The 23461-nt window shown below is 68.9% G+C and carries 19 protein-coding genes and 1 pseudogene; 10 read left to right on the forward strand and 10 right to left on the reverse strand.

Annotation, left to right across the window (positions count from 1 at the left end):
* Positions 1 to 10 precede the first annotated feature (10 nt).
* Entirely contained in the window at positions 11 to 1630 is a 1620-nt protein-coding gene (locus tag HT102_RS16265; RefSeq protein ID WP_192038496.1) for a right-handed parallel beta-helix repeat-containing protein, read from the forward strand.
* 31 nt (positions 1631 to 1661) lie between these two features.
* On the opposite strand, the gene HT102_RS05880 is transcribed toward HT102_RS16265, so the two are convergent.
* From HT102_RS05880 to HT102_RS05900, 5 genes are all read right to left on the reverse strand, one after another.
* Entirely contained in the window at positions 1662 to 2912 is a 1251-nt protein-coding gene (locus HT102_RS05880) for a hypothetical protein (protein ID WP_192038497.1), read from the reverse strand.
* 104 nt (positions 2913 to 3016) lie between these two features.
* A complete protein-coding gene (locus HT102_RS05885) occupies positions 3017 to 4420 on the reverse strand; it encodes a polysaccharide biosynthesis tyrosine autokinase (protein ID WP_192038498.1) in 1404 nt (467 codons plus the stop codon).
* A gap of 73 nt (positions 4421 to 4493) precedes the next feature.
* A complete protein-coding gene (locus HT102_RS05890) occupies positions 4494 to 5465 on the reverse strand; it encodes a GDP-L-fucose synthase family protein (protein WP_192038499.1) in 972 nt (323 codons plus the stop codon).
* Positions 5466 to 5468: 3 nt separating this feature from the next.
* Entirely contained in the window at positions 5469 to 6497 is a 1029-nt protein-coding gene (gene gmd / locus HT102_RS05895; RefSeq protein WP_192038500.1) for a GDP-mannose 4,6-dehydratase, read from the reverse strand.
* Positions 6494 to 7789 carry a glycosyltransferase family 4 protein gene (locus HT102_RS05900; protein WP_333473310.1) on the reverse strand — a complete coding sequence of 432 codons (1296 nt, stop codon included), beginning with the start codon at positions 7787 to 7789 and terminating at the stop codon, positions 6494 to 6496. The genes gmd and HT102_RS05900 overlap by 4 nt, the downstream gene beginning before the upstream one ends.
* A 149-nt stretch (positions 7790 to 7938) precedes the next feature.
* Between HT102_RS05900 and HT102_RS05905 the strand changes: the two genes are divergently transcribed.
* Entirely contained in the window at positions 7939 to 9297 is a 1359-nt protein-coding gene (locus HT102_RS05905) for an O-antigen ligase family protein (protein ID WP_192038501.1), read from the forward strand.
* Positions 9298 to 9574: 277 nt separating this feature from the next.
* Here the strand turns inward: HT102_RS05905 and HT102_RS05910 are convergent, their stop codons facing one another.
* Positions 9575 to 9976 (reverse strand): RNA-binding S4 domain-containing protein, encoded by a 402-nt coding sequence (locus tag HT102_RS05910; protein WP_192038502.1) that lies wholly within the window; start codon positions 9974 to 9976, stop codon positions 9575 to 9577.
* Positions 9977 to 10126: 150 nt separating this feature from the next.
* Here HT102_RS05910 and nrdF point away from each other — a divergent pair, with 150 nt between their 5' ends.
* Positions 10127 to 11134: a class 1b ribonucleoside-diphosphate reductase subunit beta gene (gene nrdF, locus HT102_RS05915; protein WP_192038503.1), complete on the forward strand. Its 1008-nt coding sequence runs from the start codon at positions 10127 to 10129 to the stop codon at positions 11132 to 11134.
* 24 nt (positions 11135 to 11158) lie between these two features.
* Positions 11159 to 12451 (forward strand): cation:proton antiporter, encoded by a 1293-nt coding sequence (locus HT102_RS05920; RefSeq protein ID WP_192038504.1) that lies wholly within the window; start codon positions 11159 to 11161, stop codon positions 12449 to 12451.
* Here the strand turns inward: HT102_RS05920 and HT102_RS05925 are convergent.
* Both HT102_RS05925 and HT102_RS05930 read right to left on the reverse strand, forming a co-directional pair.
* Positions 12448 to 13269: a class I SAM-dependent methyltransferase gene (locus HT102_RS05925; protein WP_192038505.1), complete on the reverse strand. Its 822-nt coding sequence runs from the start codon at positions 13267 to 13269 to the stop codon at positions 12448 to 12450. The two genes, HT102_RS05920 and HT102_RS05925, sit on opposite strands and share 4 nt — an antisense overlap.
* A 177-nt stretch (positions 13270 to 13446) precedes the next feature.
* Positions 13447 to 13926 (reverse strand): NUDIX hydrolase, encoded by a 480-nt coding sequence (locus HT102_RS05930; protein WP_192038506.1) that lies wholly within the window; start codon positions 13924 to 13926, stop codon positions 13447 to 13449.
* Between the two features lie 70 nt (positions 13927 to 13996).
* Here HT102_RS05930 and HT102_RS05935 point away from each other — a divergent pair, with 70 nt between their 5' ends.
* Together HT102_RS05935 and HT102_RS05940 are read left to right on the forward strand one after the other, a co-directional pair.
* Positions 13997 to 14794, forward strand: coding sequence for a thymidylate synthase (locus tag HT102_RS05935; protein ID WP_333473336.1), 798 nt, complete (start codon positions 13997 to 13999; stop codon positions 14792 to 14794).
* 9 nt (positions 14795 to 14803) lie between these two features.
* Entirely contained in the window at positions 14804 to 15301 is a 498-nt protein-coding gene (locus HT102_RS05940; RefSeq protein WP_192038508.1) for a dihydrofolate reductase, read from the forward strand.
* A gap of 52 nt (positions 15302 to 15353) precedes the next feature.
* Here HT102_RS05940 and HT102_RS05945 read toward each other — a convergent pair whose 3' ends face one another.
* Positions 15354 to 16364 carry an ABC transporter substrate-binding protein gene (locus HT102_RS05945; protein WP_192038509.1) on the reverse strand — a complete coding sequence of 337 codons (1011 nt, stop codon included), beginning with the start codon at positions 16362 to 16364 and terminating at the stop codon, positions 15354 to 15356.
* Between the two features lie 331 nt (positions 16365 to 16695).
* On the opposite strand from HT102_RS05945, the pseudogene ctaD reads away from it, so the two are divergent.
* The 4 genes and pseudogenes from ctaD to HT102_RS05965 all read left to right on the forward strand — a co-directional run bounded on the left by ctaD (position 16696) and on the right by HT102_RS05965 (position 21147).
* Positions 16696 to 18461 (forward strand): annotated as a pseudogene (gene ctaD, locus HT102_RS05950) (aa3-type cytochrome oxidase subunit I).
* A 114-nt stretch (positions 18462 to 18575) separates the two neighbouring features.
* Positions 18576 to 19802, forward strand: coding sequence for a phosphoserine phosphatase SerB (serB, locus tag HT102_RS05955; protein WP_192038510.1), 1227 nt, complete (start codon positions 18576 to 18578; stop codon positions 19800 to 19802).
* Positions 19799 to 20584: an aminoacyl-tRNA hydrolase gene (locus HT102_RS05960; protein WP_192038511.1), complete on the forward strand. Its 786-nt coding sequence runs from the start codon at positions 19799 to 19801 to the stop codon at positions 20582 to 20584. The genes serB and HT102_RS05960 overlap by 4 nt, the downstream gene beginning before the upstream one ends.
* A gap of 311 nt (positions 20585 to 20895) precedes the next feature.
* Positions 20896 to 21147 (forward strand): PLDc N-terminal domain-containing protein, encoded by a 252-nt coding sequence (locus tag HT102_RS05965; protein WP_192038512.1) that lies wholly within the window; start codon positions 20896 to 20898, stop codon positions 21145 to 21147.
* A 230-nt stretch (positions 21148 to 21377) separates the two neighbouring features.
* Here HT102_RS05965 and HT102_RS05970 read toward each other — a convergent pair whose 3' ends face one another.
* Positions 21378 to 23438, reverse strand: coding sequence for an ATP-dependent DNA helicase (locus tag HT102_RS05970; RefSeq protein ID WP_333473311.1), 2061 nt, complete (start codon positions 23436 to 23438; stop codon positions 21378 to 21380).
* Positions 23439 to 23461: the final 23 nt, after the last annotated feature.

The raw sequence follows: 23461 nt of genomic DNA on the forward strand, positions 1-23461 counted from the left end.
GGCTCGCGGGGTGGCAGGCAACGAAGCGCGCGCGAACCACGTCGTGGGCCGCCGTGCGGTGCTGGGCGCGCTGGCGGCCGGGGGAGCCGCCCTGCTTGCCGGGGACGGGCCCGCGCTCTCGCCCTGGCGGTCCCTGGCGCGATCACCGGATCGATACCGGATCCCGCGGCGCTCCCTGCTCGCGGCCGACGACGCCGCCAGCCTGATCCAGCTCGTCATCGCCGCGGCCCATCACGACGGGGCCAGCACCGTCGAGCTGCCGCCGGGGGACCCGGGCGAGTACTTGTGCCGGAGCCCGATCGAGACCCGCGGGATCCGGCTGGCTGGTGATCGCACCACGTTGACCGTCGCGGCCGATATGCGCGCGCTCCTCACGGCCACGGGCGCTCGTGGGCGCGCGCACCGCATGCGCGTGGATCATCGCGCGGGCAGCAGCACCCTCGTGGTTCCTGGCGGGCTCGCCGCGCAGGTGCGGCCTGGCGACATCGTGGGCGTCGAGAGCCGCGGCATCGTCACCGGCCCCCGGACCGTGGGCACGAGCCAGGAGGGCCTCGCCGGCGAGTACCACCGCGTGGTGGGCCGTTCCGGGACCACGCTCGACCTCGACACCCCGCTCGCCTGGGATCACCTCCGCGATGACAGCGCGCGCGCGTTCCGGGTGACGCCGGTGCACCAGCCCGTGCTCGAGGGAATGACCGTCACCGCCACGAGCCCCACCGAGCTCTCCTGCCGCGCGGTCCTGCTCCGTGACTCGCTGCACGGGGTGATCGACGTCGATGTCGGGCAGGCCGCGGGCGGCATCCATGTGCTCAACAGCCTGCATGCCCGAGTGAGGGCCACGGTCCGGTCCCTGCCCAACCGCGACGATCACCGGGGATATGGGGTGGCCATCAGCGGAGCCAGCGCCCACGTGCAGGTGGACGTCAGCGGCGGCGAGTGCCGCCACCTGTTCACCACGCTCGCCGATGAGCGCGAGGCCCCGGGGGGCCGCCGGGAGCAGTGGGGCGGCCCGCGCGAGGTCCAGGTCACCGGCCGCGGCACGGGGGATTCCCGCAGCCTCGCGATCTGGGACACCCACCCCTATGGGCACCGGATCCGGTTCGAGCGCTGCGAGGCCATCGGCGGGGGGCGCGAGGCGCCAGGCTTCCAGATCCGGTCCGTCGATACGATTATCGATCGCTGCTCCAGCACCGGCAGCGGCGACACCGCGTGCAAGCTGCAGGCGGGCGTTGCCCGCGGCACCCAGGTGCGCGACAGCGTCCTCGAATCAGCCGGGCGCCACGGGCTGGGGTTGTGCGAGGGAGCCGTGGTGACGCGATGCGTGGTGCGGGGCAACGGCGCGGCGGGCATCGTCATCGTCGACGATTGCTCGGGCGCGGTCGTCTCGGAGTGCGAGGTCGTGGACAACGCTTTCGGCATCCATGATCAATCGAGCGGCGGCAACCGGGGCGTCGTGGTGCAGCGGTGCACCATTGATCGCGGCGAGCGGCAGGAGATCGGCGTGCTCACGCCCAGGGGTGCCATGTCGATCACCGAAACGGCTTTTCGCGGCTATGGCTCGCTGGCGGACGCGGTCCGGGAGCCGGGCCCCGCGGTGCGGACCACCCGCAGCACGCTCGAGCAGGCGTGAGGGGTCGCGGTGGGCCAGCGATGGGCTGCGCCTAGGCGAACAGCAGGGTCCAGAGCAGGAAGATCACGGCACCCAGGAACAGTCCGAGCACTACTGTTCCCGCGATGGCGGCAGGGGAGACCGTGCTCGGGGCGCGATGCCGCGCCCGGCGCCGCTTGCGACGGGATTTCGCGGCGGTCCGGATCTCTACGATCTCCTTGCCCGCGGCGAGCGGATGCGTGGATGTTGGGAGAGCCGTGGCCGGCAGGACGAGGCGGGTGTCCGGGACGGCCCGCTGCGCGGGCGCCGGAGCGCGGGGCGGGGGCGTGGGGGTTGGCTTCCGTTCCGCGGGCGATGCGGGGGCCGTGCTCGCGGCGGCATGGGCGCGGGGCGCTGCCAGTGCTGCCTCGGAGGGCGGCGACGCGGGCGGCGCGGGCGGCTCCGGCGGAGCGGGCGGCCGTGGTGGGGTCCAAGGGGCGAGGAAGTGCAGCGCGCCGAGGGCGGCGGCAGTGCGATGATCATGCGGCACCACCACCTCTCCGGAGAAATGCTCCCTGGCCCGCTCGGCCATCGGGTCGAAGAAGACCCCAGTGCCGAACATGCACACCACATCGGGCGTGCTGCTGGACTTCTCGAGCAGCGCGTCGATGCGGGTCAGCGCCATGGTGACCTGATCATCGATGAGCTGGTCGCGCTCGGCCCTCGTCACCGGCACGGTCGTGTCGCCCTGGGTGTGCTCGGCGACGTCGCGCTCGTCGAGCTCCGCGCGCAACTGGGCTGCTCGAGCGGTGCTGATGCGCAGGTAGGGGGCCTTCTCCAGGAGCAGGTCCCGCATGTGCTCGTCGATGGCGGTGGTCGTGAGCTGCGTATCGAGCGACATGGTCACGCGCTTGCCCGTGAAGCCGTCATACAGTGCCGTGGCGCAGCCATCGTCGGTGGCCATGATCATGAGCGCGCGGGGCGCGCCCCGCACGTCGGTATGCATGCGCGCGTAGGCCCACATCGCCTCGTCCACGCGGATGAACTGGAACGCCGTGACGCCGTGCGCGGAGAGCACCGTGTTGATGGTCTGCTCCTGCCCGCTGGTCATGCAGGCGATGATGACCCGGCCCACGGTGGCGTTGCGCGTCGCGGCGCGGATCCGCATGATCCCGATCAGCGACGAGACTATATCGCCGAGATCGTGCGCGTTGTCCCGGCCGAGGGCGCGGTGGCGGTACTCGGTCTCGTCGTCGGCGCCGACAAGCGCGGAGTGAACACCGTCGGTGCTGACCACGATGCCCAGGTTCTCCTGCGCTGTCATTGCGTGCCTCCGTGCGGGGTTGGTGGTGCGGGGTCCTCTTCATGTATCGGTCCAGCGCTATGGAATGTCACACATCCGCCCGACCGGTTTGTCGGTTGTTCCCCCTACTCTGCCGTGTCGCGCGCACGGTAGGCGCGGCTTTGCTGCGGGAGGGACGAATCGGACTCGTAGTAGTAGGCGTACTCATAGCCCGAGGTCGCGTTCTGCGGGATCATCGTCAGGACGGTCCCGAGGATCGTCGCGCCGACCTTGTCGAGGTCGATCAGCGCCCGCCGGAGCTCCTCCCGCTTCGTCTTGCCGTGGCGCACCACCATCAGCGCCCCATCGCTCATCTTCGCCAGCACGGCGGCATCACTGACCGGCAGCAGCGGGGGCGCGTCGATGACCACGTAGTCGAACTGCGCGCGCAGCTCATCGATGATGTGCCGGGCATGGCTGGAGCTCAGCAGCTCGCTCGGGTTCGGGGGGATCGAGCCGGAACCGATCACGAAGACCCCGTTGACGGAGGTGGGCTGGAGCACCTCCTCGAGCGAGGCCTGCCCGGCGAGGACAGTGGTGAACCCCACCGCCTGCACGAGGCCGAGATACTTCGTGATGCGGGGGCGCCGGAGGTCCCCCTCGAGCAAGCACACCGAATGGCCCGCCTCGGCGAGCACGAGGGCGATGTTCGCCGCGGTGGTGGTCTTGCCCTCGCCCGGCAAGCAACTGGTGATGGTGATGACCTGCGGCGCATCGTCGATGTTGAGGAACTTGAGGTTCGTGCGCAGCGAGCGGTACGCCTCTGCTCCCGTGGAGCGGGTGTCGGAGAAGTTGATCGCTGGGTACTTCTCCCGGTCCTTCTCGAACGGCAGCGTGCCCACGAGCGCGATCTCACCGACCTCCTCGAGCGTCTGCCGGTCCTTGATGGTGTTGTCGAGGCGATCCCGCAGCACCGCGAGGCCGATGCCGACCAGCAGGCCGACCGCGAAGCCCAGAGCGATGTTCGCCAGCCGCTTGGGAGCGATCGGCGCGTCCGCGACCGTGGCTGCCTCCACCACGGTCACCCGAGCGGGCGGCGGACCACCCTCCTCGGGGGACTCGAGCTCAGCCACCATCGCGGTGAACTCGGAGGCGAGCGTATCGGCGATGTCGCGGGCAAGCTCCGGGTCCTCGTCGCGCACCGTGATATCGATCAGCACCGTCTCCGGGGCCGATGTCGCCGAGACGCGGTTGGCGAAGTAGGTGGGGTCGACATCGAGCCCGAGCTCATCGATGGTGCGGCGGGCCAGTGTCTCGCCCATGATCAGCTGACGGTACGAGCTGACCCGCTCCTGGGAGAACCGACCGCCTTGATACACCTCCGCGGCGCTCGAGACGCCCGAGGTGGAGACGAACAGCTGAGACGTCGATGCATAGATCGAGGGGCTCAGCACGGAGAAGATGATCGCCGCGAGCGTTGTCGCCGCTGCGGAGGAGGCGACGATGCGCCATCGTGCCTTGAGAATCCGCAGGAAGTCCTGAAGCTCCATGACCCAAACCCTTCGAGCCGTCGTGACGGCGACAACTAGTGATTGATGATTGCGTGGCGGCAGGCAGCGCGGATCATGCCCGGGCCTCGGCCCGGTGCTCCCGATACCAGGCCACCGCGTCAGCGATGCCCTCGCGCAGCGGGATCCGGGGCTCCCACCCGGAACCGGTGAGCAGGCCGACGTCGAGGAGCTTGCGCGGCGTGCCATCCGGCTTCGAGGTGTCCCACGTGATCTCGCCCGAGTAGCCCACGGTCTCGGCCACGAGGTGCGCGATCTCCTTGATCGTGGCGTCCTTGCCGGTCCCGACGTTGACCTGCGAGGGGCCGTCGTAGTGCTCGAGCAGGTGCAGCACCGCGGTAGCAAGATCATCGACGTGCAGGAACTCGCGCCGCGGCGTGCCCGTGCCCCAGTTCTGGACGGTCGTCGTGCCGCTCTCGCGCGCTTCCTCGTAGCGGCGGATCAGCGCGGGCAGCACATGGGACCCCGTGGGGGAGAAGTTGTCCCCAGGGCCATACAGGTTCGTCGGCATCGCCGAGATCCACGGCAGGCCATGCTGGCGGCGGACTGCCTGTACTTGCATGATCCCGGCGATCTTCGCGATGGCGTACGCATCATTGGTGGGCTCGAGATGCCCGGTGAGCAGGTACTCCTCCTTGATCGGCTGCGGCGCGAGCTTGGGATAGATGCACGACGAGCCGAGGAACTCGAGCCGCTCCACCCGCTGCAGGACCGCGGCGTCCATCACATTGACCTGGATCTGCATGTTCTCGGACAGGAAGTCCGCCGGATACGTGTCATTGGCCAGGATGCCGCCGACCTTCGCCGCGGCGAGCACCACGTAGCGGGGCCGGGCCTCGGCGAAGAAGTCGAGCACCGCGCCGCGATCGCGCAGGTCGAGCTCGGAGGAGGTGCGGCCGATCAGGTTCGTGAAGCCCGCGGACTCGAGCGCCCGCCATACCGCGGAACCGACCATCCCACGGTGCCCGGCCACGTAGAAGGGGGCATCGCGATCCAGGGGGCCCGGTGTGAAATCAATCGCGCTCATGCATCACGCTCCATATCCGGGCAGCCGGGGGTGATCGATCCAGTGGCTGCCCTCGTGCTTGAGCGCCTCGATATCGGCATCGACCATGATCCGGGCGAGCTCCGGGGTGTGCACCCGCGGCGTCCAGTCCAGGATGCGCTGCGCCTTGCTCGCATCGCCGACGAGCGCGTCGACCTCGGTGGGGCGCAGGTAGCGCTCGTCGAACCGCACATGGTCCTCCCAGTTCAGCCCCGCGTGGGTGAAGGCCTCGACAAGGAAGTCCCGCACCGTGTGGTTGCCGCCCGTGGCGAGGACGAAGTCGTCGGGCTCATCGGCCTGGAGCATGCGCCACATTCCTTCTACGTACTCGGGCGCGTACCCCCAGTCGCGGACGGCATCGAGGTTGCCCATGTAGATGTACTTCTCGCGGCCGTCCGCGATGCGCGCGACCGCCCGGGTGATCTTTCGGGTCACGAACGTCTCGCCGCGACGAGGTGACTCATGGTTGAACAGGATCCCGTTGACCGCGAACAACCCGTATGCCTCGCGGTAGTTCTTCGTCACCCAATAGGCATAGACCTTCGCCGCGCCGTACGGCGACCGGGGATAGAACAGGGTGTCCTCGTTCTGCGGTGGCGGCGATGCCCCGAACATCTCCGAGCTCGAAGCCTGGTAGTAGCGACAGTCGACGCCGGCGAGCCGCACGGCCTCGAGCAGGCGGATCGCGCCGATGCCGGTGGTATCGCCGGTGTGCTCGGGCTCGTCGAAGCTCACCCGCACGTGCGACTGCGCGGCCAGGTTGTACACCTCAGCGGGATTGATGCTCGACAACAGGGTGACGAGGCGCGCGCCATCGCTGAGGTCGCCATAGTGCAGGAACATGCGCGCGTCGGGATCGTGCGGATCCTGGTAGAGATGGTCGATCCGCGAGGGGTTGAACGTGGAGGCGCGCCGGATCAGTCCGTGCACCTCGTACCCCTTGCCCAGCAGCAGCTCGGCGAGGTAGGAGCCATCCTGGCCCGTGATTCCGGTGATGAGTGCGCGCTTGGTCATTCTGCTCCTCGCAGGTGGGGGGCGGTCGGCCCGGTCAGATCAGGGTGGCTTGGGCGGCGCCGGGCGACGAGATCGCGCAGCCAGCCCTCGTATTGGTCGATGGCGTGCTCCTGCGAGAGCTCCCGGCGGCAGAACTCCTGCCCTGCCTTGCCCAGGCTGCTGGCGCGCCGCGCATCGGTGGCGAGCTCGACGATGGCACGGGCGAGCGCCGCGGGATCGGTCGGATCGACCTGGATGCCCGCCGCCGATGCGCGGATCTCGTCCGCGGTGACGCTCGCGGCGTCGGTGGCGGCGACCACGGGGCGGCCCGTGGTGAAGTACGAGGTGAGCTTGCTGGGCACCGCCATGTCCGATAGCCCCGGCAGCTCATTGAGCACCAGCACATCGGCCGCGGCCATCGCCAGCCGGAACCCGCGCTCCGGCAGGGGCCGCACGAACGTCACGTTGGGCATTCCCTCGGCGAGCTGCTCGAGCCGGGGGCGCTGGTTGCCATCGCCGAGCAGCACGAATCGCAGTCGCGGCGCGGTCCGCAGTGCCGCGCGCGCTGCCTCGATGACGTTGTCGAGCCCCTGCTTGGCACCCATGTTCCCGGCATGGAGCGCGATGATCTCGCCGGGATCCCACCCCAGCTCGGCGCGTGCCTCGCTGCGGGGCGGGAGCTCCATGGGGACCAGGTGAGTCCAGTTGCGGATCACTCGCACCCGGTCGCCGTCGACGCCCAGGTCCCGCACCATGTGATCGCGCATGCGCTGGTGGATCGCGGCGACCCCGTCAGCTGAGCGGAGCGTACGGGCCTCGATGGCGCCCAGCGCGCGAGCTGCGCGCCCGCCACCGGTCCCGGTCTCCCGCGCGCCGAGCCCGTAGAGGTCCTGCACCCAGACGCCGATAGCGGGCCGGCGTGGCGTCGCCCGTGCCCGGGCGACATTCACGGCCGTGGCGAGCAGGGCCGGGCTGACACAGAGGATCACATCGGGCCGATGCCAGCGGCCCAGGCTCGAGGCGAGGCCGAAGCTGGCCTCCATCCGGGCCCGGTCGAGCGGATCGAGCGGGTCCGGGATGTGCGGCCGGAAACGCTCCACGGTCACGCCGTCGAGGTGCTCGGTCATGCGACGGCCGGCGTAGCCCTCGGTGATGCGCCACGCGGGATAGTGCGGATAGCCGGTGCGAACAGTGACATGATGTCCACGAGCGGCGAGCGCTGCCGCGAGCCCCGCGGTGTAGGGGCCATTGCCTGACTGCTCGGGGGCGTAGTGCAGCCCCAGCAGCAGGATGCGCAGCGGATTGTCGGTCACACGACGACAATAGCGTGGCGATGTGGGTCTTTTGCCCTCTTTAGTTGAAGCGGGAAGCAAGCCCAGTCCGGTTTGCCGGAAGTGTTGGTGTACAACAGGATTGACATTCATCGATTCCGGCAAACGTGGCAAAACGGCTACAACGGCTGATGCAGCGCGGTATCCTCCCGAGCTGCCGGCAAGCCGCGTCGTGCGAGGAGAGTGCCCCCGGGCCTGAGCGAATCCTCGCCGTCCCGCCCGAGAAGGACCCGGGCAAGCGAAGGCCCCGCCGCATCATCGGCCTTCTCGCCAACGTGCCCATCGTGGGGATGGGAACCCCGCTTGCGGTCATCCCGGTGACAGTCCTCGCGCTGATGCAGACCCGCCTGCCCCGGCACCCACTCGCCCGCATGTGCATCTTCGCCGCCCTGCTTGGCTTCGTTGCCCTCGCTTCCTCCGCGGTCTGGCATGACACCCGCTTTCCCATTGTCGCCCTGCAGCACTTCCTGGTCTTCGCCGTCATGGTCATCGGGCTCAGTGGCATCGTGCGCACCTCCGACGAGGCCGTGCACCTGCTCGCCTGGCTCTCCCTGGGAACAGTCGCCTACTACGTCGTCGTCGGCAATGCCCGCACCGCGGAGAGCGTCGAGTCCCTCTGGAAGTTCGGCATCGCGTTCCCTGCCACCATGCTGGTGCTCTACCTGCTGCGCCGGCTCAACGTCTCCCGCTACGCCGTGACCTTCGCCCTCGTCGGGTTCGGCATCTACGGCATGTACCTCAACAGCCGGGCCTATGCGCTGATCTGCTTCGGCGTCGCCCTCTTCGACTTCCTCCGCAGCAGCCGCAAGGGCCTCACCCGGACCCGCGTCTGGATCGGCGTCCTCGGCCTCCTCGGCTTCGGCACCATCATGCCGAGCCTGATCCTCTCCGGCGTCTTCGGTGAATCCGTGCGGCTCAAGACGCTCGCGCAGAGCGATGGCGGAGGATTCGCCCTGCTCGACGGCCGCACCGAGCCGCCGCTGGCTATCGCGGCGATCCTCGAGCGTCCTATCCTCGGCTGGGGCAGCGAGCAAGCCCTCGGATGGAACACCATCTACGCCGGCGTGCGCCTGGCCGAATACCTCGGCATGTCCAGCCCCGACGACTACATGCAGTACTGGGTCAGGCCCGGCGGGCGCATCTCGATCCACTCGATCTTCTTCGAGACCTGGATCCAGGGCGGCGTCCTCGCCGTGCTGTTCCCCATCGCCCTGCTCGTGACCCTCGCGCTGGGCTTCATCCGCATGCGCGGCCAATACTCCATCGTGGTGATGCTGGTGTGCGCCCAGTCCTTCTGGGACATTCTCTTCTCGCCCTGGGTCGCCAACAAGTCCATCTACCTTGCCGTGATCGTGCTCGCGGTGACCCTGCCGCTCTCGCCCGAGAAGAAGGAAAAGCCCGAGCATGCCCCGGCGCACCGGGCCGCGCGCCTGTCACGGCTCCAGGGGTCCGGCGCGCCGGAGCCCGCAACCCGCGACACCCCGGGATAGCCACTGGCGGTCTTGGCGGTCGCGGCGCCCGGCGCCCCGGTGCCGCTTTGGTCCCGGTGCCGCTTTGGTCCCGGTGCCGCTGTCGCTCGGCGCCGCTGTGGCTCGGCGCCGCCGTGGCTCGGCGCCGCTGTGGCCCGGTGCCGCTGTGGCAGCAAACGCGATAGAAGCGCCGGAAAAACCAGGTCGGCTTCTATCGCGTTTACCGGTTTCCAGTGCTTTTGCGGTGGCACGGCCCCAGCGCGGCCGCCCAGCACCGCCACCCGGCCAGCCAGCGGGGTCACCCGGAATCCAGCTCGTCTCCTGGCATCGCGCGCAACCGGTCGAGCTGGCGGCGTTCCCGCTTGGTGGGCCTGCCCGCGCCCCGATCCCGCCGCGGCACCGAGGCGAGGACTTCCCGCGGCGGGGGAGCGGGACTGCGATCGAGGTAGGCGCGCTGCGCGACCGGGGCCCCCACGCGCTTGGCGAGCGGCACCACCACTTCGAGGACGCGCAGCGTCCCGTGGTGCCATACCCGCACCTCGTCGCCGGGCCCGATGAGCTGCGCTGCCTTCGCCGACGCTCCGTTGACCCGGACGTGGCCGCCGCGGCAGGATGTCGCGGCCTGGGAGCGGGTCTTGGTGATCCGTACTGCCCATAGCCATGCGTCCACGCGGACGCGGCTGCTTCCGTGCTCGCCCATGGCACCAGGATAGGGGCGCGGGCATGCGTGGCACGATTGAGCAGAGCCCGGCGCGCGGGTAGTCTTCGCGGGTAGCCTCGATGGTCCGGGCGCCCGCGCCGCGCGGGGCCAGTTGGTTCGAGGTTCAAGTCTTATTGGGAGTAGGGGATCATGACGGCTCTTTCTGATGCACACAGCCCCGCCGGCGGTGCTCCGATCAAGCTCGTGAGCCGGGTCTCGGCCATCAACTGGAACCGCGTGCCCGATGAGAAGGACGCCGAGGTGTGGGATCGCCTCACCGGCAACTTCTGGCTGCCGGAGAAGGTGCCGGTGTCCAATGACATCCCTTCCTGGGGCACGCTCACGGATTTCGAGAAGCAATTGACGATGCGGGTGTTCACCGGCCTGACGTTGCTCGACACGATCCAGGGCACGGTCGGGGCGGTATCGCTGATCCCGGATGCGTTGACGCCGCACGAGGAGGCCGTGCTGACGAACGTGGCGTTCATGGAGTCGGTGCATGCGAAGAGCTACTCGCAGATCTTCTCCACGTTGTGCTCCACCCGCGATATCGATGATGCGTTCCGCTGGTCGGAGGAGAACACGAACCTGCAGCGCAAGGCGCGGATCGTCATGGACTACTACCGTGGCGATGATCCGCTGAAGCGCAAGGTCGCCTCCACGCTGCTCGAGTCGTTCCTCTTCTACTCCGGCTTCTACCTGCCCATGTACTGGTCGTCGCGGGCGAAGCTCACCAACACCGCGGACATGATCCGGCTGATCATCCGTGATGAGGCCGTGCATGGCTACTACATCGGCTACAAGTACCAGCGGGGCCTTGAGCTCGTGAGCCCCGAGCGTCGCCAGGAGCTCAAGGACTACACCTTCGAGCTGCTGTTCGAGCTGTATGACAACGAGGTCGAGTACACCCAGGATCTCTACGACGGAGTGGGCCTCACCGAGGATGTCAAGAAGTTCCTGCGCTACAACGCCAACAAGGCGCTGATGAACCTTGGCTACGAGCCGCTGTTCCCGAAGGACGAGACGGATGTTAATCCGGCGATCCTCTCGGCGCTGTCGCCGAACGCCGACGAGAACCACGGCTTCTTCTCGGGCTCCGGCAGCTCCTATGTCATCGGCAAGGCAGTCAACACCGAGGACGACGACTGGGACTTCTAGTCCAGCCGGAACGAGGAGCAACCGGTGACCGCCGTCCTACTGATCGCTGCGCTGATCGTTCTGTTCGGCCTGGTCTCGGGGCGGTTGCGCGGCACACCGATCACCGCTCCCATCTTCTTTGTCGCTGCGGGCCTCGCGATGGGGGCAACGGGCATCGGCGCGATCGACGAGGCCGCGGACCACGAGGCCATCCGGGTGCTCGCGGAGGCCACCCTCGTCCTGGTGCTGTTCACCGATGCCGCGCGCATCAACCTCGCGGTGCTGCGCCGCGAGTACTCCCTGCCGCTGCGGCTGCTCGGCATCGGGCTGCCGGTGATGATCCTGCTCGGCACGGGCGTCGCCCTCCTGCTGTTCAACGAGTTCACCGTGTGGCAGGCCGCGCTGCTCGCTGCGATCCTCGCGCCTACTGACGCCGCGCTCGGCGCGGCCGTGGTCAGTGATGAACAGGTCCCCGTGCGCATCCGCCAGACCCTCAACGTCGAGAGCGGGCTCAACGACGGGATCGCGCTGCCCGTGGTGCTGGTGCTCGTGGCGCTGGCCGGGCAGAGCGCGCAGGGCACCACCACGGACTGGGCGCAGTTCGCTGCCGCCCAGGTGGGCTGGGGAGTGCTGGCGGGCATCGCGATCGGCGCGGGCGGTGGCTGGTTGCTGCAGCGCGCGTCGTCCGCTGGCTGGGTCACCTCCACCTACCAGCGGCTTGCTGTGGTGGGGCTGGCGGCGGCCACGTATGCCGGTGCGGAGTACGTGGGCGGGAATGGGTTCATCGCCGCCTTCATGGCGGGCCTCGCGTTCGGTACTGTCGCGCGCCGCGAGTGCCGCCATGTGGATGACTTCGCGTCGCGCGAGGGCGAGCTGCTCACGATCATCACGTTCACGGTGTTCGCCGCTGTTGTCGCGGGCGATCAGCTCGGCGAGGTCGAGTGGCGGGCCTTCGCGCTCGCGATGGCGAGCCTGCTCCTCGTCCGCCCGCTCGCGGTGGCGATAGCCCTTGCCGGATCGGGCCTGCGCCTCGAATCGGTGCTGTTCCTGGGCTGGTTCGGCCCGCGCGGGCTGGCCTCGATCCTCTTCGCGCTGCTCGTGGTGGAGCAGGCGGGAATCGCGAACGCCGCGACGATCCTGCTCGTTGCCACCACCACGGTGATGCTGAGCGTGCTCGCGCATGGCCTTTCGGCCGCGCCCTGGGCCCGGGCGTTCGGTGCCCGGGCGAGCCAGCTCGATGCCGGCGCGCCCGAGCACCTGGGGATGGGGGAGCATCACCTGCCGTCGCGGCACCGCTGGAACATCCACGCCCAGCAGCCCGGGAACCTCCAGCGCTAGCCGCTGAATGTCACTCGGGCAATAGCTGGCCACGCGTTGCGCAGCTTCCCGATCGAGTAGATGAGCTTCATCGTCGCGGGGCCGAAGACGCCGTGCCCCGGCACCATGCGCTCGGTGCGAACCTTCGCGACCGCGGGCACCTTGGTGCGCAGCAGATCCAGGTCATGCGGGTCCAAAGCGAAGTACATCGCCGGGATCTGGTAGTCGTCGCGCTTCTTCCAGCCCTTGCGGGTCTTGCGGCCGAACCACTCCGGCACCACATCGAAGGTGGCCTCGCTGCCGGGGAAGCGCTCCCCGCAAGCCTGGAGCAGCCCGGTGACATCGTCCTCGGTGAAGTACTGGAACACGCCCTGGGCAAGGATCAGCACACCGTCCCCGGGATCGGTGACGTGGTCCATCCATGCGAGGTCGAAGGCGGAGACGGGGACGTTGACGAGCCGGTCATTGGCGGGGATGAGCCGGTCGCGCAGGTGGACGACCGGGGCCACGTCCACGGAGACCCAGCGCACCGTGCCGTTGTCGATGCGGAAGAACCCCGTATCGAGGCCGTCGCCGAGCGACACGATCGTGCCCGCGGGATGCTTGGCGAGGAACTCGCGCGAGACCCGGTCGAAGGTGAGCGCCCGCATCCAGTTCGGCTGTGCCGTCGCGCCGAACTTCTCCCAGTCGTAGTCCAGGCTGCGGAACACCTGCACTGCTACCGGATCCTTCAGCTTCGCGCCGGGGCGCTCGGCCTCCAGCGCGCGGTCGCGGAGCGTTCCGAGCATCGTCTCGGGCACGGGGTCGAGGAGCTTCTCGAGCTCTTCCGGGGTAATCATGTCAACGTCTCCCTCGTGCGGATCGCTGGTCTCGATGGCGCCAGGATCGGGTCTGGTGAAAGCAATTCGTATGCGTCTAGGCGCACGGAGGGATAGTAGGGCAAAACGGCCGAATGGCCGCGCTTTGAGGCCGGAGCGTTCTCAAGGAAACGGTGCTATTTCTTTTCTGCCAAAATGCTACCGCGGTTCCTGGAACCATGTCTCCGGACCGGTGGAGAGCGCCAGCCTGATGCGCTCGCGGGAGGTCGCTGCGAGATCAGGGGGCAAGCGATCGGGCGGGAACCAGCCGATATCGGTGTTCTCCCCGTCGGCCGGGCGCGGGGTTCCCGCGGCGTGCCTGGCGATGAAGCAGATATCGACGTACTGTGCCTGATCGCCGTTGGGGTAGGTGATGACGGGACTTGTCGTGACGCTGGTGATGCGCTCGAGGACGACCTCGATGCCAGCTTCCTCGGCGACCTCGCGCGCCATGGCGGGGCCTGCTTCCTCGCCGGGCTCGAGGATGCCGGAGATCACCGCCCACTCGCCGCTATCGGCGCGGCGGGCCAGCAGGATCTCGCCGTGCTCGTTGCGCACCACGGCGCTGACTCCGGTCAGCCATAGCAGCGACGTGCCCACATGCTGCCGGAGCTGGAGGATGAACTCAGGAATGGCCACGGGGCACAGCTTAGTTTGCCGTCCGATACCGCGATTCCGATACTGTGGTGCCGTGCCTGCACCAACCGCCATCCCCACGCCCTACGAGGATCTGCTCCGTGACGTCCTCGAGCATGGAGTCGCCAAGAGCGATCGCACCGGAACGGGAACGCGCAGCGTGTTCGGCCGCCAGATCCGCTTCGACCTCAAGGCGGGTTTCCCGCTCATCACGACCAAGCGGGTCCACTTCCGTTCCGTCGCCTATGAGCTCCTGTGGTTCCTCCGCGGCGACGCCAACGTCGGTTGGCTGCAGGAGCATGGGGTAAGCATCTGGGACGAGTGGGCGCGCGAGGACGGCGATCTCGGGCCCGTGTATGGCGTGCAGTGGCGCTCCTGGCCCGCCGCCGACGGCCGGCACATCGACCAGATGTCCCGGGTGATGGACTCGCTGCGGGACAACCCGGACTCGCGGCGCCATATCGTCTCGGCCTGGAACGTCGGCGAGCTCGAGGACATGGCCCTCCCGCCCTGCCACGCGTTCTTCCAGTTCCACGTCGCCGACGGGGCGCTGTCCTGCCAGCTCTACCAGCGCTCGGCGGACATGTTCCTCGGCGTGCCGTTCAACATCGCTAGCTATGCGCTGCTCACCGAGATGGTCGCCCATCAGCTGGGCCTCGAGCCCGGGGAGTTCGTGTGGACCGGCGGGGACTGCCACATCTATGACAACCACGTCGAGCAGGTGCGCACCCAGCTCGCCCGGGAGCCGTTCCCGTACCCGCGGCTGCGGTTCGCCCGCAAGCCGGCGACGCTCTTCGGCTACGAGTTCGACGACTTCATCGTGGACGGGTACCAGCACCATCCGGGCATCAAGGCGCCGGTCGCGGTCTAGGGGAGCGGCATGCGGTTGATCTGGGCCCAGGCACGGGACGGCGCGATCGGCGCGGGCGGCGCCATCCCCTGGCACGTCCCCGAGGACATGCAGCGCTTCCGGGAGCTGACCCGGGGGCACCCGGTGATCATGGGCCGGCGCACCTGGGACTCCCTGCCCGAGCGGTTCCGTCCCCTGCCCGGCCGCGCCAACATCGTCGTCACCCGTGATCCAGCGTGGGCGGCCGAGGGGGCGCACGTAGCCGGCTCGCTCGAGGCCGCCGCGAGCCGCTATCCCGATGCATGGGTCATGGGTGGCGCGCAGATCTATGCCCAGGCGCTCGAGCAGGACGCCGGGCACGGCATCACGGGCCTGCACGTCACTGAGATCGATCTCGACGTCGAGGGCGATGCGTTCGCGCCGACCATCGGTGCGGAATGGCATGTCGTCGCCGCGGAGCCCGCCGAGGGATGGAGCATTTCCCGGACGGGCATCCGGTACCGGTTCCTCGAGTACGCGCGCCGCTAGCCCGGCGGCGGGGGAGCGGGGACCGTGGTGGCGCCCCGCTCCGCGCCCGGCTTCAGTCCTCCCGGTACGGGTCCACGTCGAAGATCTCCGCGAGATCATCGAGGATCGCGTGCGCTCCCTGCACGCTCACCGGCATCATCCAGATCTCGTCGCGCACGCTGACGCGCCGCCCCTCCATCGTCTGCCACAGGGGGTTGCCCGTGAAAGCCTCGGCCGACTCGCGCACCGTGCGGGCATCGGCGTCGTCATCGGGCTCGTAGGTGGACACGATGATCACATCGCCCTCGGCGAGGTTCAGGTTCTCCGGGCTGATCGAGTTCATGATGCTCGAGGGATCGCTCGGGTCGGCGAGCTGCGAATCCGGCCGCGCGATCCCGGCGTCCTCCAGGACGATGCCGCTGAACGACGAGGTGCGGTATAGGCGCGCGGTCGGCTCGCCGGCGAACCGGATGATCGAGACGACGGGGTTGTCATGCTTGGCGTTGATCGCTTCGCCCACCTTCCGGGCGCGCTCCTCGTAGGCGGTCAGCTCGGCATCGGCGAGATCCTCCTTCCCGATCGCCTCGCCGAGCAGCCGGATGTTGTCCTTCCACGTCGGTCCGGTGGATTGGGAGAACACCGTGGGAGCGATGCTCGACATCTGCTCGTAGAGCTCGCCGTGGCGGACCTCGGCGGAGATGATGAGGTCGGGCGCGACGGCGGCGAGCTGCTCGAGGCTCGGATCGGAGAGCTCCCCGATCGAGGTCGCGTCGGCAGCGACCCGCTCGCGATCGTCCCCGAGGTACTCAGGCAGGCCCTCGCCGCGATAGTCGGTGTGGGCGACGAGCTGAGCGTCGAGGAGAAGCACCGCATCGGCGTAGGAGGAGTCGAGGGCGGCGATGCGTGCCGGGCGCGCGGGGATGTCGGTCGAGCCGCGGAAGTGCTCGACGGAGCGCGGGAAGCCAGCGTCGCTGGCGGGATCCTGCTCGGTGGTGGGCGCGGGGGAGCCGCATCCCGCGAGCACGGCGAGTCCGACGAGGGCAAGGGCGAGCGCGGAGCTGCGGCGTAGCGTGCGATGGGGCATGAGCAATCTTCCTGACGAGTTCGGAGCGGCGGGAAACCGCCGGGGGTCACCCAACACCGATCCGGCCCGCGCCGGGGGAGTACGTGTACGCGAATCGAGCGTCGGCAGCATCGGTCCACGCCCGTTCCGCGCCGCCGCCAGCCGACGGTATCCTGGTGCGATCCGCCCCCCGGAACACGCAGCGGGGCACCAGCCCGGCACCATTTACGACAAAGAGTAGGACCGGTGCACACACTCGGATCTCGACGGTCTAGGATTCTCTGGTAGCGACAGCCAATAGTCCCTCGCCCGACAAGAGCCCGGGTCTTGGACGCCGCAGTCAGGAGGATCAGTGACCGCCGTTGCGCCCAAGCCAGTCCTAGACAGGCCGTATCCGCCCAGGCAGGGGCCGAAGGGCTCCCTGATCTATGACATCTTCACGACGACCGACCACAAGCTGATCGGCCTCATGTACCTCACCACGTCGTTCTTCTTCTTCCTCGTGGGCGGGGTCATGGCGCTGCTGATGCGCGCCGAACTGGCCGTTCCAGGACTACAGTTCCTGTCGAACGAGCAGTTCAACCAGCTCTTCACCATGCACGGCACCGTGATGCTGCTGCTCTACGCGACGCCCATCGTCTTCGGGTTCGCCAACTACATCCTGCCGCTGCAGATCGGCTCGCCCGACGTCGCGTTCCCGCGCCTCAACGCGTTCGGCTACTGGCTGTACACCCTCGGCGCTCTCATCGTCGTGAGCGGGTTCTTCACCCCGGTGGTGCCGCCGACTTCGGCTGGACCGCCTACACCCCGCTGTCGAACTCGCTGCACTCGCCGGGCCCCGGCGGTGACCTCTGGATCGCCGGCCTCGCGGTCGGTGGCCTCGGCACCATCCTGGGCGCGGTCAACATGATCACCACCGTGATCTGCCTGCGCGCGCCCGGCATGACGATGTTCCGCATGCCCATCTTCACCTGGAACATCCTCGTCACCAGCGTGCTGATCCTGCTCGCCTTCCCGCTGCTCACCGCGGCCCTCGCGGGCCTGCTAGCCGACCGGCAGCTGGGGGCGAACATATATGACCCGGCAAATGGTGGTGTGCTCCTCTGGCAACACTTGTTCTGGTTCTTCGGCCACCCAGAGGTGTACATCATCGCGCTGCCCTTCTTTGGCATCGTCTCCGAGATCTTCCCCGTCTTCTCCCGCAAGCCGATCTTCGGCTACACCGGCCTCGTGTACGCCACGCTGGCCATCGCGGCGCTGTCGATCGCGGTGTGGGCGCACCACATGTACGCCACCGGCGCGGTCCTGCTGCCGTTCTTCAGCTTCATGACGTTCCTCATCGCGGTGCCCACCGGCGTGAAGTTCTTCAACTGGATCGGCACCATGTGGAGAGGTCACCTGACATTCGAGACGCCCATGCTGTTCAGCGTCGGCTTCCTCGTCACCTTCCTCTTCGGTGGCCTCTCCGGCGTGCTGCTCGCCAGCCCGCCCATGGACTTCCACGTCTCTGACAGCTACTTCGTCGTCGCGCACTTCCACTACGTGCTCTTCGGCACCATCGTGTTCGCCACCTACGCCGGCATCTACTTCTGGTTCCCGAAGATGACCGGGCGCATGCTCGACGAGCGCCTCGGCAAGTGGCACTTCTGGACCACCTTCATCGGGTTCCCTGCCACGTTCCTCGTGCAGCACTGGGTCGGCAACGAGGGCATGCCCCGCCGCTACGCCGACTACCTGCCCGGCGACGGCTTCACCACGCTCAACACCATCTCCACCGTGGGCGCGTTCATCCTCGGAGCCTCGACCCTGCCGTTCATCTGGAACGTCTTCAAGAGCGCCCGCTACGGCGATGTCGTCACCGTCGACGATCCGTGGGGCTACGGCAACTCCCTCGAGTGGGCCACCACCTGCCCGCCGCCGCGCCACAACTTCACCGAGCTGCCCCGCATCCGGTCCGAGCGCCCCGCCTTCGAGCTGCACTACCCGCACATGATCGAGCGGATGCGCGACGAGGCGCACGTCGGCCCTGGCCACGGACACAAGGCCAACGAGCTCATCGAAGCTGACCGCCACGCCCCGCCTCCATACCGTCCGAAGGCAACACCCGAGGACAAGTAGCACCTCGCACCAGAACGGCCCTGCCTGCACAGCCCGCTGGCAGGGCCGTTGCGGTGGAACACCGCAAGGCTTCACGCAAGGGGCGCGCGAACTGCGCTGAAAGGGGAGACGACCGTGACCACGCGGGAAACCACAGTCCTGATCACTGTGACGGGGCGGGACAAGCCCGGCGTCACCTCCGTCCTCTTCGGGGCACTCTCGCGGCACGACACCAACCTCCTCGACGTCGAGCAAGTCGTCATCCGTAGCCGCCTCACCCTCGGGGTCCTGCTCACCACCCCCGGTGACGCCGAATCGCTCCAGGACGAGGTCGAGCAAGCCATGGCCTCCATCGGCTTCGACGTCGATGTCGAGATCGGCGCCGACCACACCGAGCGACGCAGCCTGTCCACCCACGCCATCGTCGTGCTCGGCAGCCCTGTCACCGCCCGCGCCTTCAAGGTCATCGCCCGCGAGCTCGCCAGCATCGGCGTCAACATCGACACCATCCGGGGCGTCGCCGACTATCCCCTCACTGGGCTCGAGCTGCACGTCTCCACCCCCAGCGGCACCGCCGACGACGACACCACCCTCCGCCACCACCTCGTCGAGCTCTCCGCCGCCGAAGGCGTCGATATCGCCGTCGAGCGCGGCGGTCTCGCTCGCCGCGCCAAGCGGCTCATCGTGTTCGACGTCGACTCCACCCTCATCCAGGGCGAGGGCATCGAGATGCTTGCCGCCCACGCCGGGCGGGAAGCCGAGGTCCGCGCGGTCACCGAGAAGGCCATGCGCGGCGAGATCGACTTCACCGAATCCCTGCACCGGCGCGTCGCCGCCCTCGCCGGGCTCGACGCCAACGTCATCGAGGCAGTCTCGCAGCAGCTCGAGCTGACCCCCGGCGCCCGCACCACCATCCGCACCCTCCGCCGCCTCGGATTCCGCTGCGGTGTCGTCTCCGGAGGGTTCCGCCAGGTCATCCAGCCCCTCGCCGACGAGCTCGAGCTCGACTTCGTCGAGGCCAACACCCTCGAGATCATCGAGGGCACCCTCACCGGGCGCGTCGTCGGTCACGTCGTGGACCGGGCCGCCAAGGCTGTCGCGCTGCAGACATTCGCCGACCAGCGCGGCGTGCCCATCGAGCAGACCGTCGCCGTCGGTGACGGCGCCAACGACATCGACATGATCGAGGCCGCCGGGCTGGGCATCGCGTTCAACGCCAAGCCGGCGCTGCAGCAGGTCGCCGACGCATCCCTTACCCACCCCTACCTCGATGCCATCCTGTTCATCCTCGGCATCACCCGCGACGAGATCGAGCACGCCGACGCGGCCGAGGGAGTCGTCCGGCGCGTCCCGCTCCCATGACCACCCCTGGCTTCCTCGACGCCGGATTCATTGACGCGGGATTCATCGAGCGCCACGCCGCCCTCGCCGAGCACTGCCACCCCCGCGCGCGCCACATTGATCGGCCCGACCCCGACGACCCCGCCGAGGTGCAGGCCATGCAGATGGTGCTGCACATCCCGCGCGCCGATCCACCACCCCGGCACGAGATCCTCGCCGCCGCCGCAGCCTCCGCCATCGCCGTATGCCTGCACCCCGATACCGGCCTTGGCGGGCCCTGGCATGATCCGCTCCACGCCTGGATGGGCGCGCGGATCCGCAAGGTCGCCCGGCGTGCACGAGGGACCGCTTGGGATGCCGCGCAATCCGTGCCCGGTGTAACCAGCACTGCCGGGACCGCTCACGCCCGCGCACTCGTTCCCGGACGCATCGGTGACCTCGACCCGCGCATCAAGAAGCTACAGATCAGCGGCACTGACATCCCGCCGGAGCCCGAGGCCACCAAGCGTTTGGGGCCTTCCCAGCCGGTCCTTGCGATCAATACCGCCCTCGGCATGACCGTCGGCAAGGCCGCGGCGCAGGCCGGCCACGCGAGCATGCTGCTAGGCGCCACCCTCACCGCCGAGCAAGCATGGGAATGGGCGCGCCGCGATTACGGTTGCACCATCATCGAGGCAGGGCCCGCGCGGTGGGCAGAGCTTCTCGAAGCCGCCCGGGCGGGGCAGGGCATCGTCGTGCGCGATGCCGGGTTCACCGAGATCGCGCCCGGATCGGCCACCGTCATCGCTCACTGGGGGCGGTAGGCCTGCCGGTTGGTCGCGCGTGCTTGTTGCCGCCCTCCGCTCTCCGCTCTCCGCCCCTGCCCTCCGCTCGCCCTCCGCTCTCCGCTTGCCCTCCGCGCCGCCCCTGCTCGCAAACGCGATAGAAGCGGCGGAGATCGCTGGTCGATTTCTATCGCGTTTGGCTGTTTCCGGTGCTTTTGCGGGCGAAGGGCCCGGTTCGCGAGCACTCGCGCCGGGCCGTCCTCAGCGGCGGCGACTGCTACTTGAGGATGAGCACAAGATCCGACCCGAGGCTGACGAAACCAGCCGCCCGCGCCGATAGTGTCTAGGGCATGACAACAACGCTGATCCTTGCTCAAGCAACCCAGGTCGACTCCGGCGACGCGGTGAGCATCGGGCTGGTAATCCTCCTCGCGGTCGTGGCGATCGCCGCGCTCGTGCTGTTCATCGCCGCCCTCGTCAGCGTGTTGTCGTCCACCGTGCTCAGTGGCGTGGGCAAGATCGTGTGGATCCTGCTGATCTTCGTGTTCCCGCTGCTCGGTCCGCTGCTGTGGTTCTTCCTCGGCCGCAACGTGCGCATCTAGGCCTCGGGCGCGGCGGGCTGCTGGCCCGTCGGGCGCGGCGGGCTGCTGGCCCGTCTGCTGCAAACGCCGTCCGCCGACCCGTCGGCCCGTCGGCTGCAAACGCGATAGAAGCTGCGGAAATCCCAGGTCAGCTTCTATCGCGTTTGACCGTTTCCCGTGCTTTTGCGGCCGAAGTGGCCACCAGCCGCCCCCAGCTAGCCCAGCTAGCCCAGCTAGCCCAGCTAGCCCAGCTAGCCTCGCGAGTCGCGGATTCGGGCGAGCGCACCGAGTGCCACGCTGCGATCCATCGTGGACCAGTACGGCGGCAGGGTGGAGCGCAGGAATCCGCCGTAGCGGGCGGTGGCGAAGCGCGGATCGAGGATGGCGATGACGCCCTTGTCGTCGACGGAGCGCAGTAGCCGCCCGGCTCCCTGGGCGAGCAGCAGCGCGGCGTGGGACGCGGCGACGCTCATGAAGCCGTTGCCGCCGCGGGACTCGATGGCACGCTGGCGGGCCCTCCGCAGGGGGTCGTCGGGGCGTGGGAAGGGGATGCGGTCCATGATGACTAGCGAGAGGGAGGGGCCGGGCACGTCGACGCCCTGCCAGAGGGACAGGGTGCCGAAGAGGGAGGTCTCCTCGTTGGCGGCGAACTCGCGGACGAGCTGGCCGGTGGCGTTCTCGCCCTGGCAGAGCACGGGCGTGTCGATGCGTTCGCGGACTTGCTCGGTAGCTTCGCGGGCGGCTCGCATGGAGGAGAACAGGCCGAGGGCGCGTCCGCCGCTCGCGGTGATGAGGTCAACGATCTCGTCGATGTAGGCGGGTGGCAGTCCGTCGCGGCCGGGCGCGGGCAGGTGGCTGGCGACGTAGAGGATGCCGGATCGGCCATGGTCGAAGGGGGAGCCAGCGTCGAGGCTGGACCAGCGCAGCGCCTGGGTGTCGCTCGGTGCTTCTTTCCCGGTGGCCAGCGCCGGGTCGGCGTCGCGGGTGGTCTCGCCGGGGGTGTTGCTGGTGACGGGCAGTCCCCAGGTACGGGCGAGGGCGTCGAAGGCTCCGCCGATGGCGAGGGTGGCGGAGGAGAGGATGACGGTGGCGTCGGCGAAGAGGCTGGAGCGTAGCAGCCCAGCGACGGAGAGGGGGGCCACGTGCAGGATGGCTCCGCGGCGGTCGTCGGCGGTGATCCAGACGACGTCGCGGCGCTTGGCGGCGTCGGGCTCGCCGAAGTTCTCGAGGATGCGGACGACAGTGTCGTGGATCTCGTCGAGCGCGGAGAGCGCGGCGGCGCGGGCGCCGAGGGCCTCGGGCTCGGCGTTGCCGGCGGATCGCATGGGGCCGACGGCGGTGCGGGCGTTCCAGGCGGCGTCGCGGACGGCGGCGAGGGCGTACTCGGTGCCATGCGGCAGGGTTTCCCACAGCCCGGCGGGGATGCTGTCGAGGACGTCGCCGAGGTTGTCGGAGGCGGAGTGCAACTGATCGGAATCACGTTCGTCGATGAGCTTGGCGCACTTGCGGACGGCCGCGACGATGGTGCGGGCGGTCAGCTCGGCGGCCGCTGCCCCGGTGACGCGGTCGACGAGCTCGTGCGCCTCGTCGATGACGACCACATCATGGTCGGGGAGGATCTGCGCGTCGGAGAGGGCTCCGATCGCGAGGAGCGCGTGGTTGGTGACGACAACGTCGACGTGCGCGGCCTGGGCGCGGGCGCGCTCGGCGAAGCAATCCTCGCCGATGGGGCAGCGGGCGGCGCCGAGGCATTCGCGGGAGGTGACGCTGACCTGCCGCCACGCCTGGTCCATCACTCCGGGGGTGATCTCCTCGCGGTCGCCGATGTCGGTGGTCTCGGCCCAGTCGTGGATGCGGCGGACGTCGCGGCCGAGGCGGGAGACGGCGAACGCATCGAACAGCTCGTCGGGCTCGTCGTCGGGCTCGTCTGGGGTGTTGTGCAGCTTGTTGAGGCACAGGTAGTTGTTGCGGCCCTTGAGGATCGCGAACTCGGGCGTGCGGCCGAGGTGCGGGGCGAGGGCCTCGACTAGGCGGGGCAGGTCGCGGTCGATGAGCTGCTTCTGCAGGGCGATGGTGGCGGTGGAGACGATGGCGGTCTTGCCGGTGCGCACCGCGTGCTCGATGACGGGGACGAGGTAGGCGAGCGATTTGCCGGTTCCGGTGCCAGCCTGCACGGCGAGGTGCTCGCCGATGTCGATGGCGTGGGCGACGGCGTTGGCCATGCGTACCTGGCCGTCCCGCTCGGTCCCGCCGAGCGCGGTGACGGCATGGTGCAGCAGGGTGGTGGTGGAGGTGGTCGCCGGTTCGGGCACGCACCGAGGGTACCCGTGGCGGG

Origin of the sequence: Lolliginicoccus lacisalsi (genome assembly GCF_014841105.1) — a bacterium.
Classification (GTDB): domain Bacteria; phylum Actinomycetota; class Actinomycetes; order Mycobacteriales; family Mycobacteriaceae; genus Lolliginicoccus; species Lolliginicoccus lacisalsi.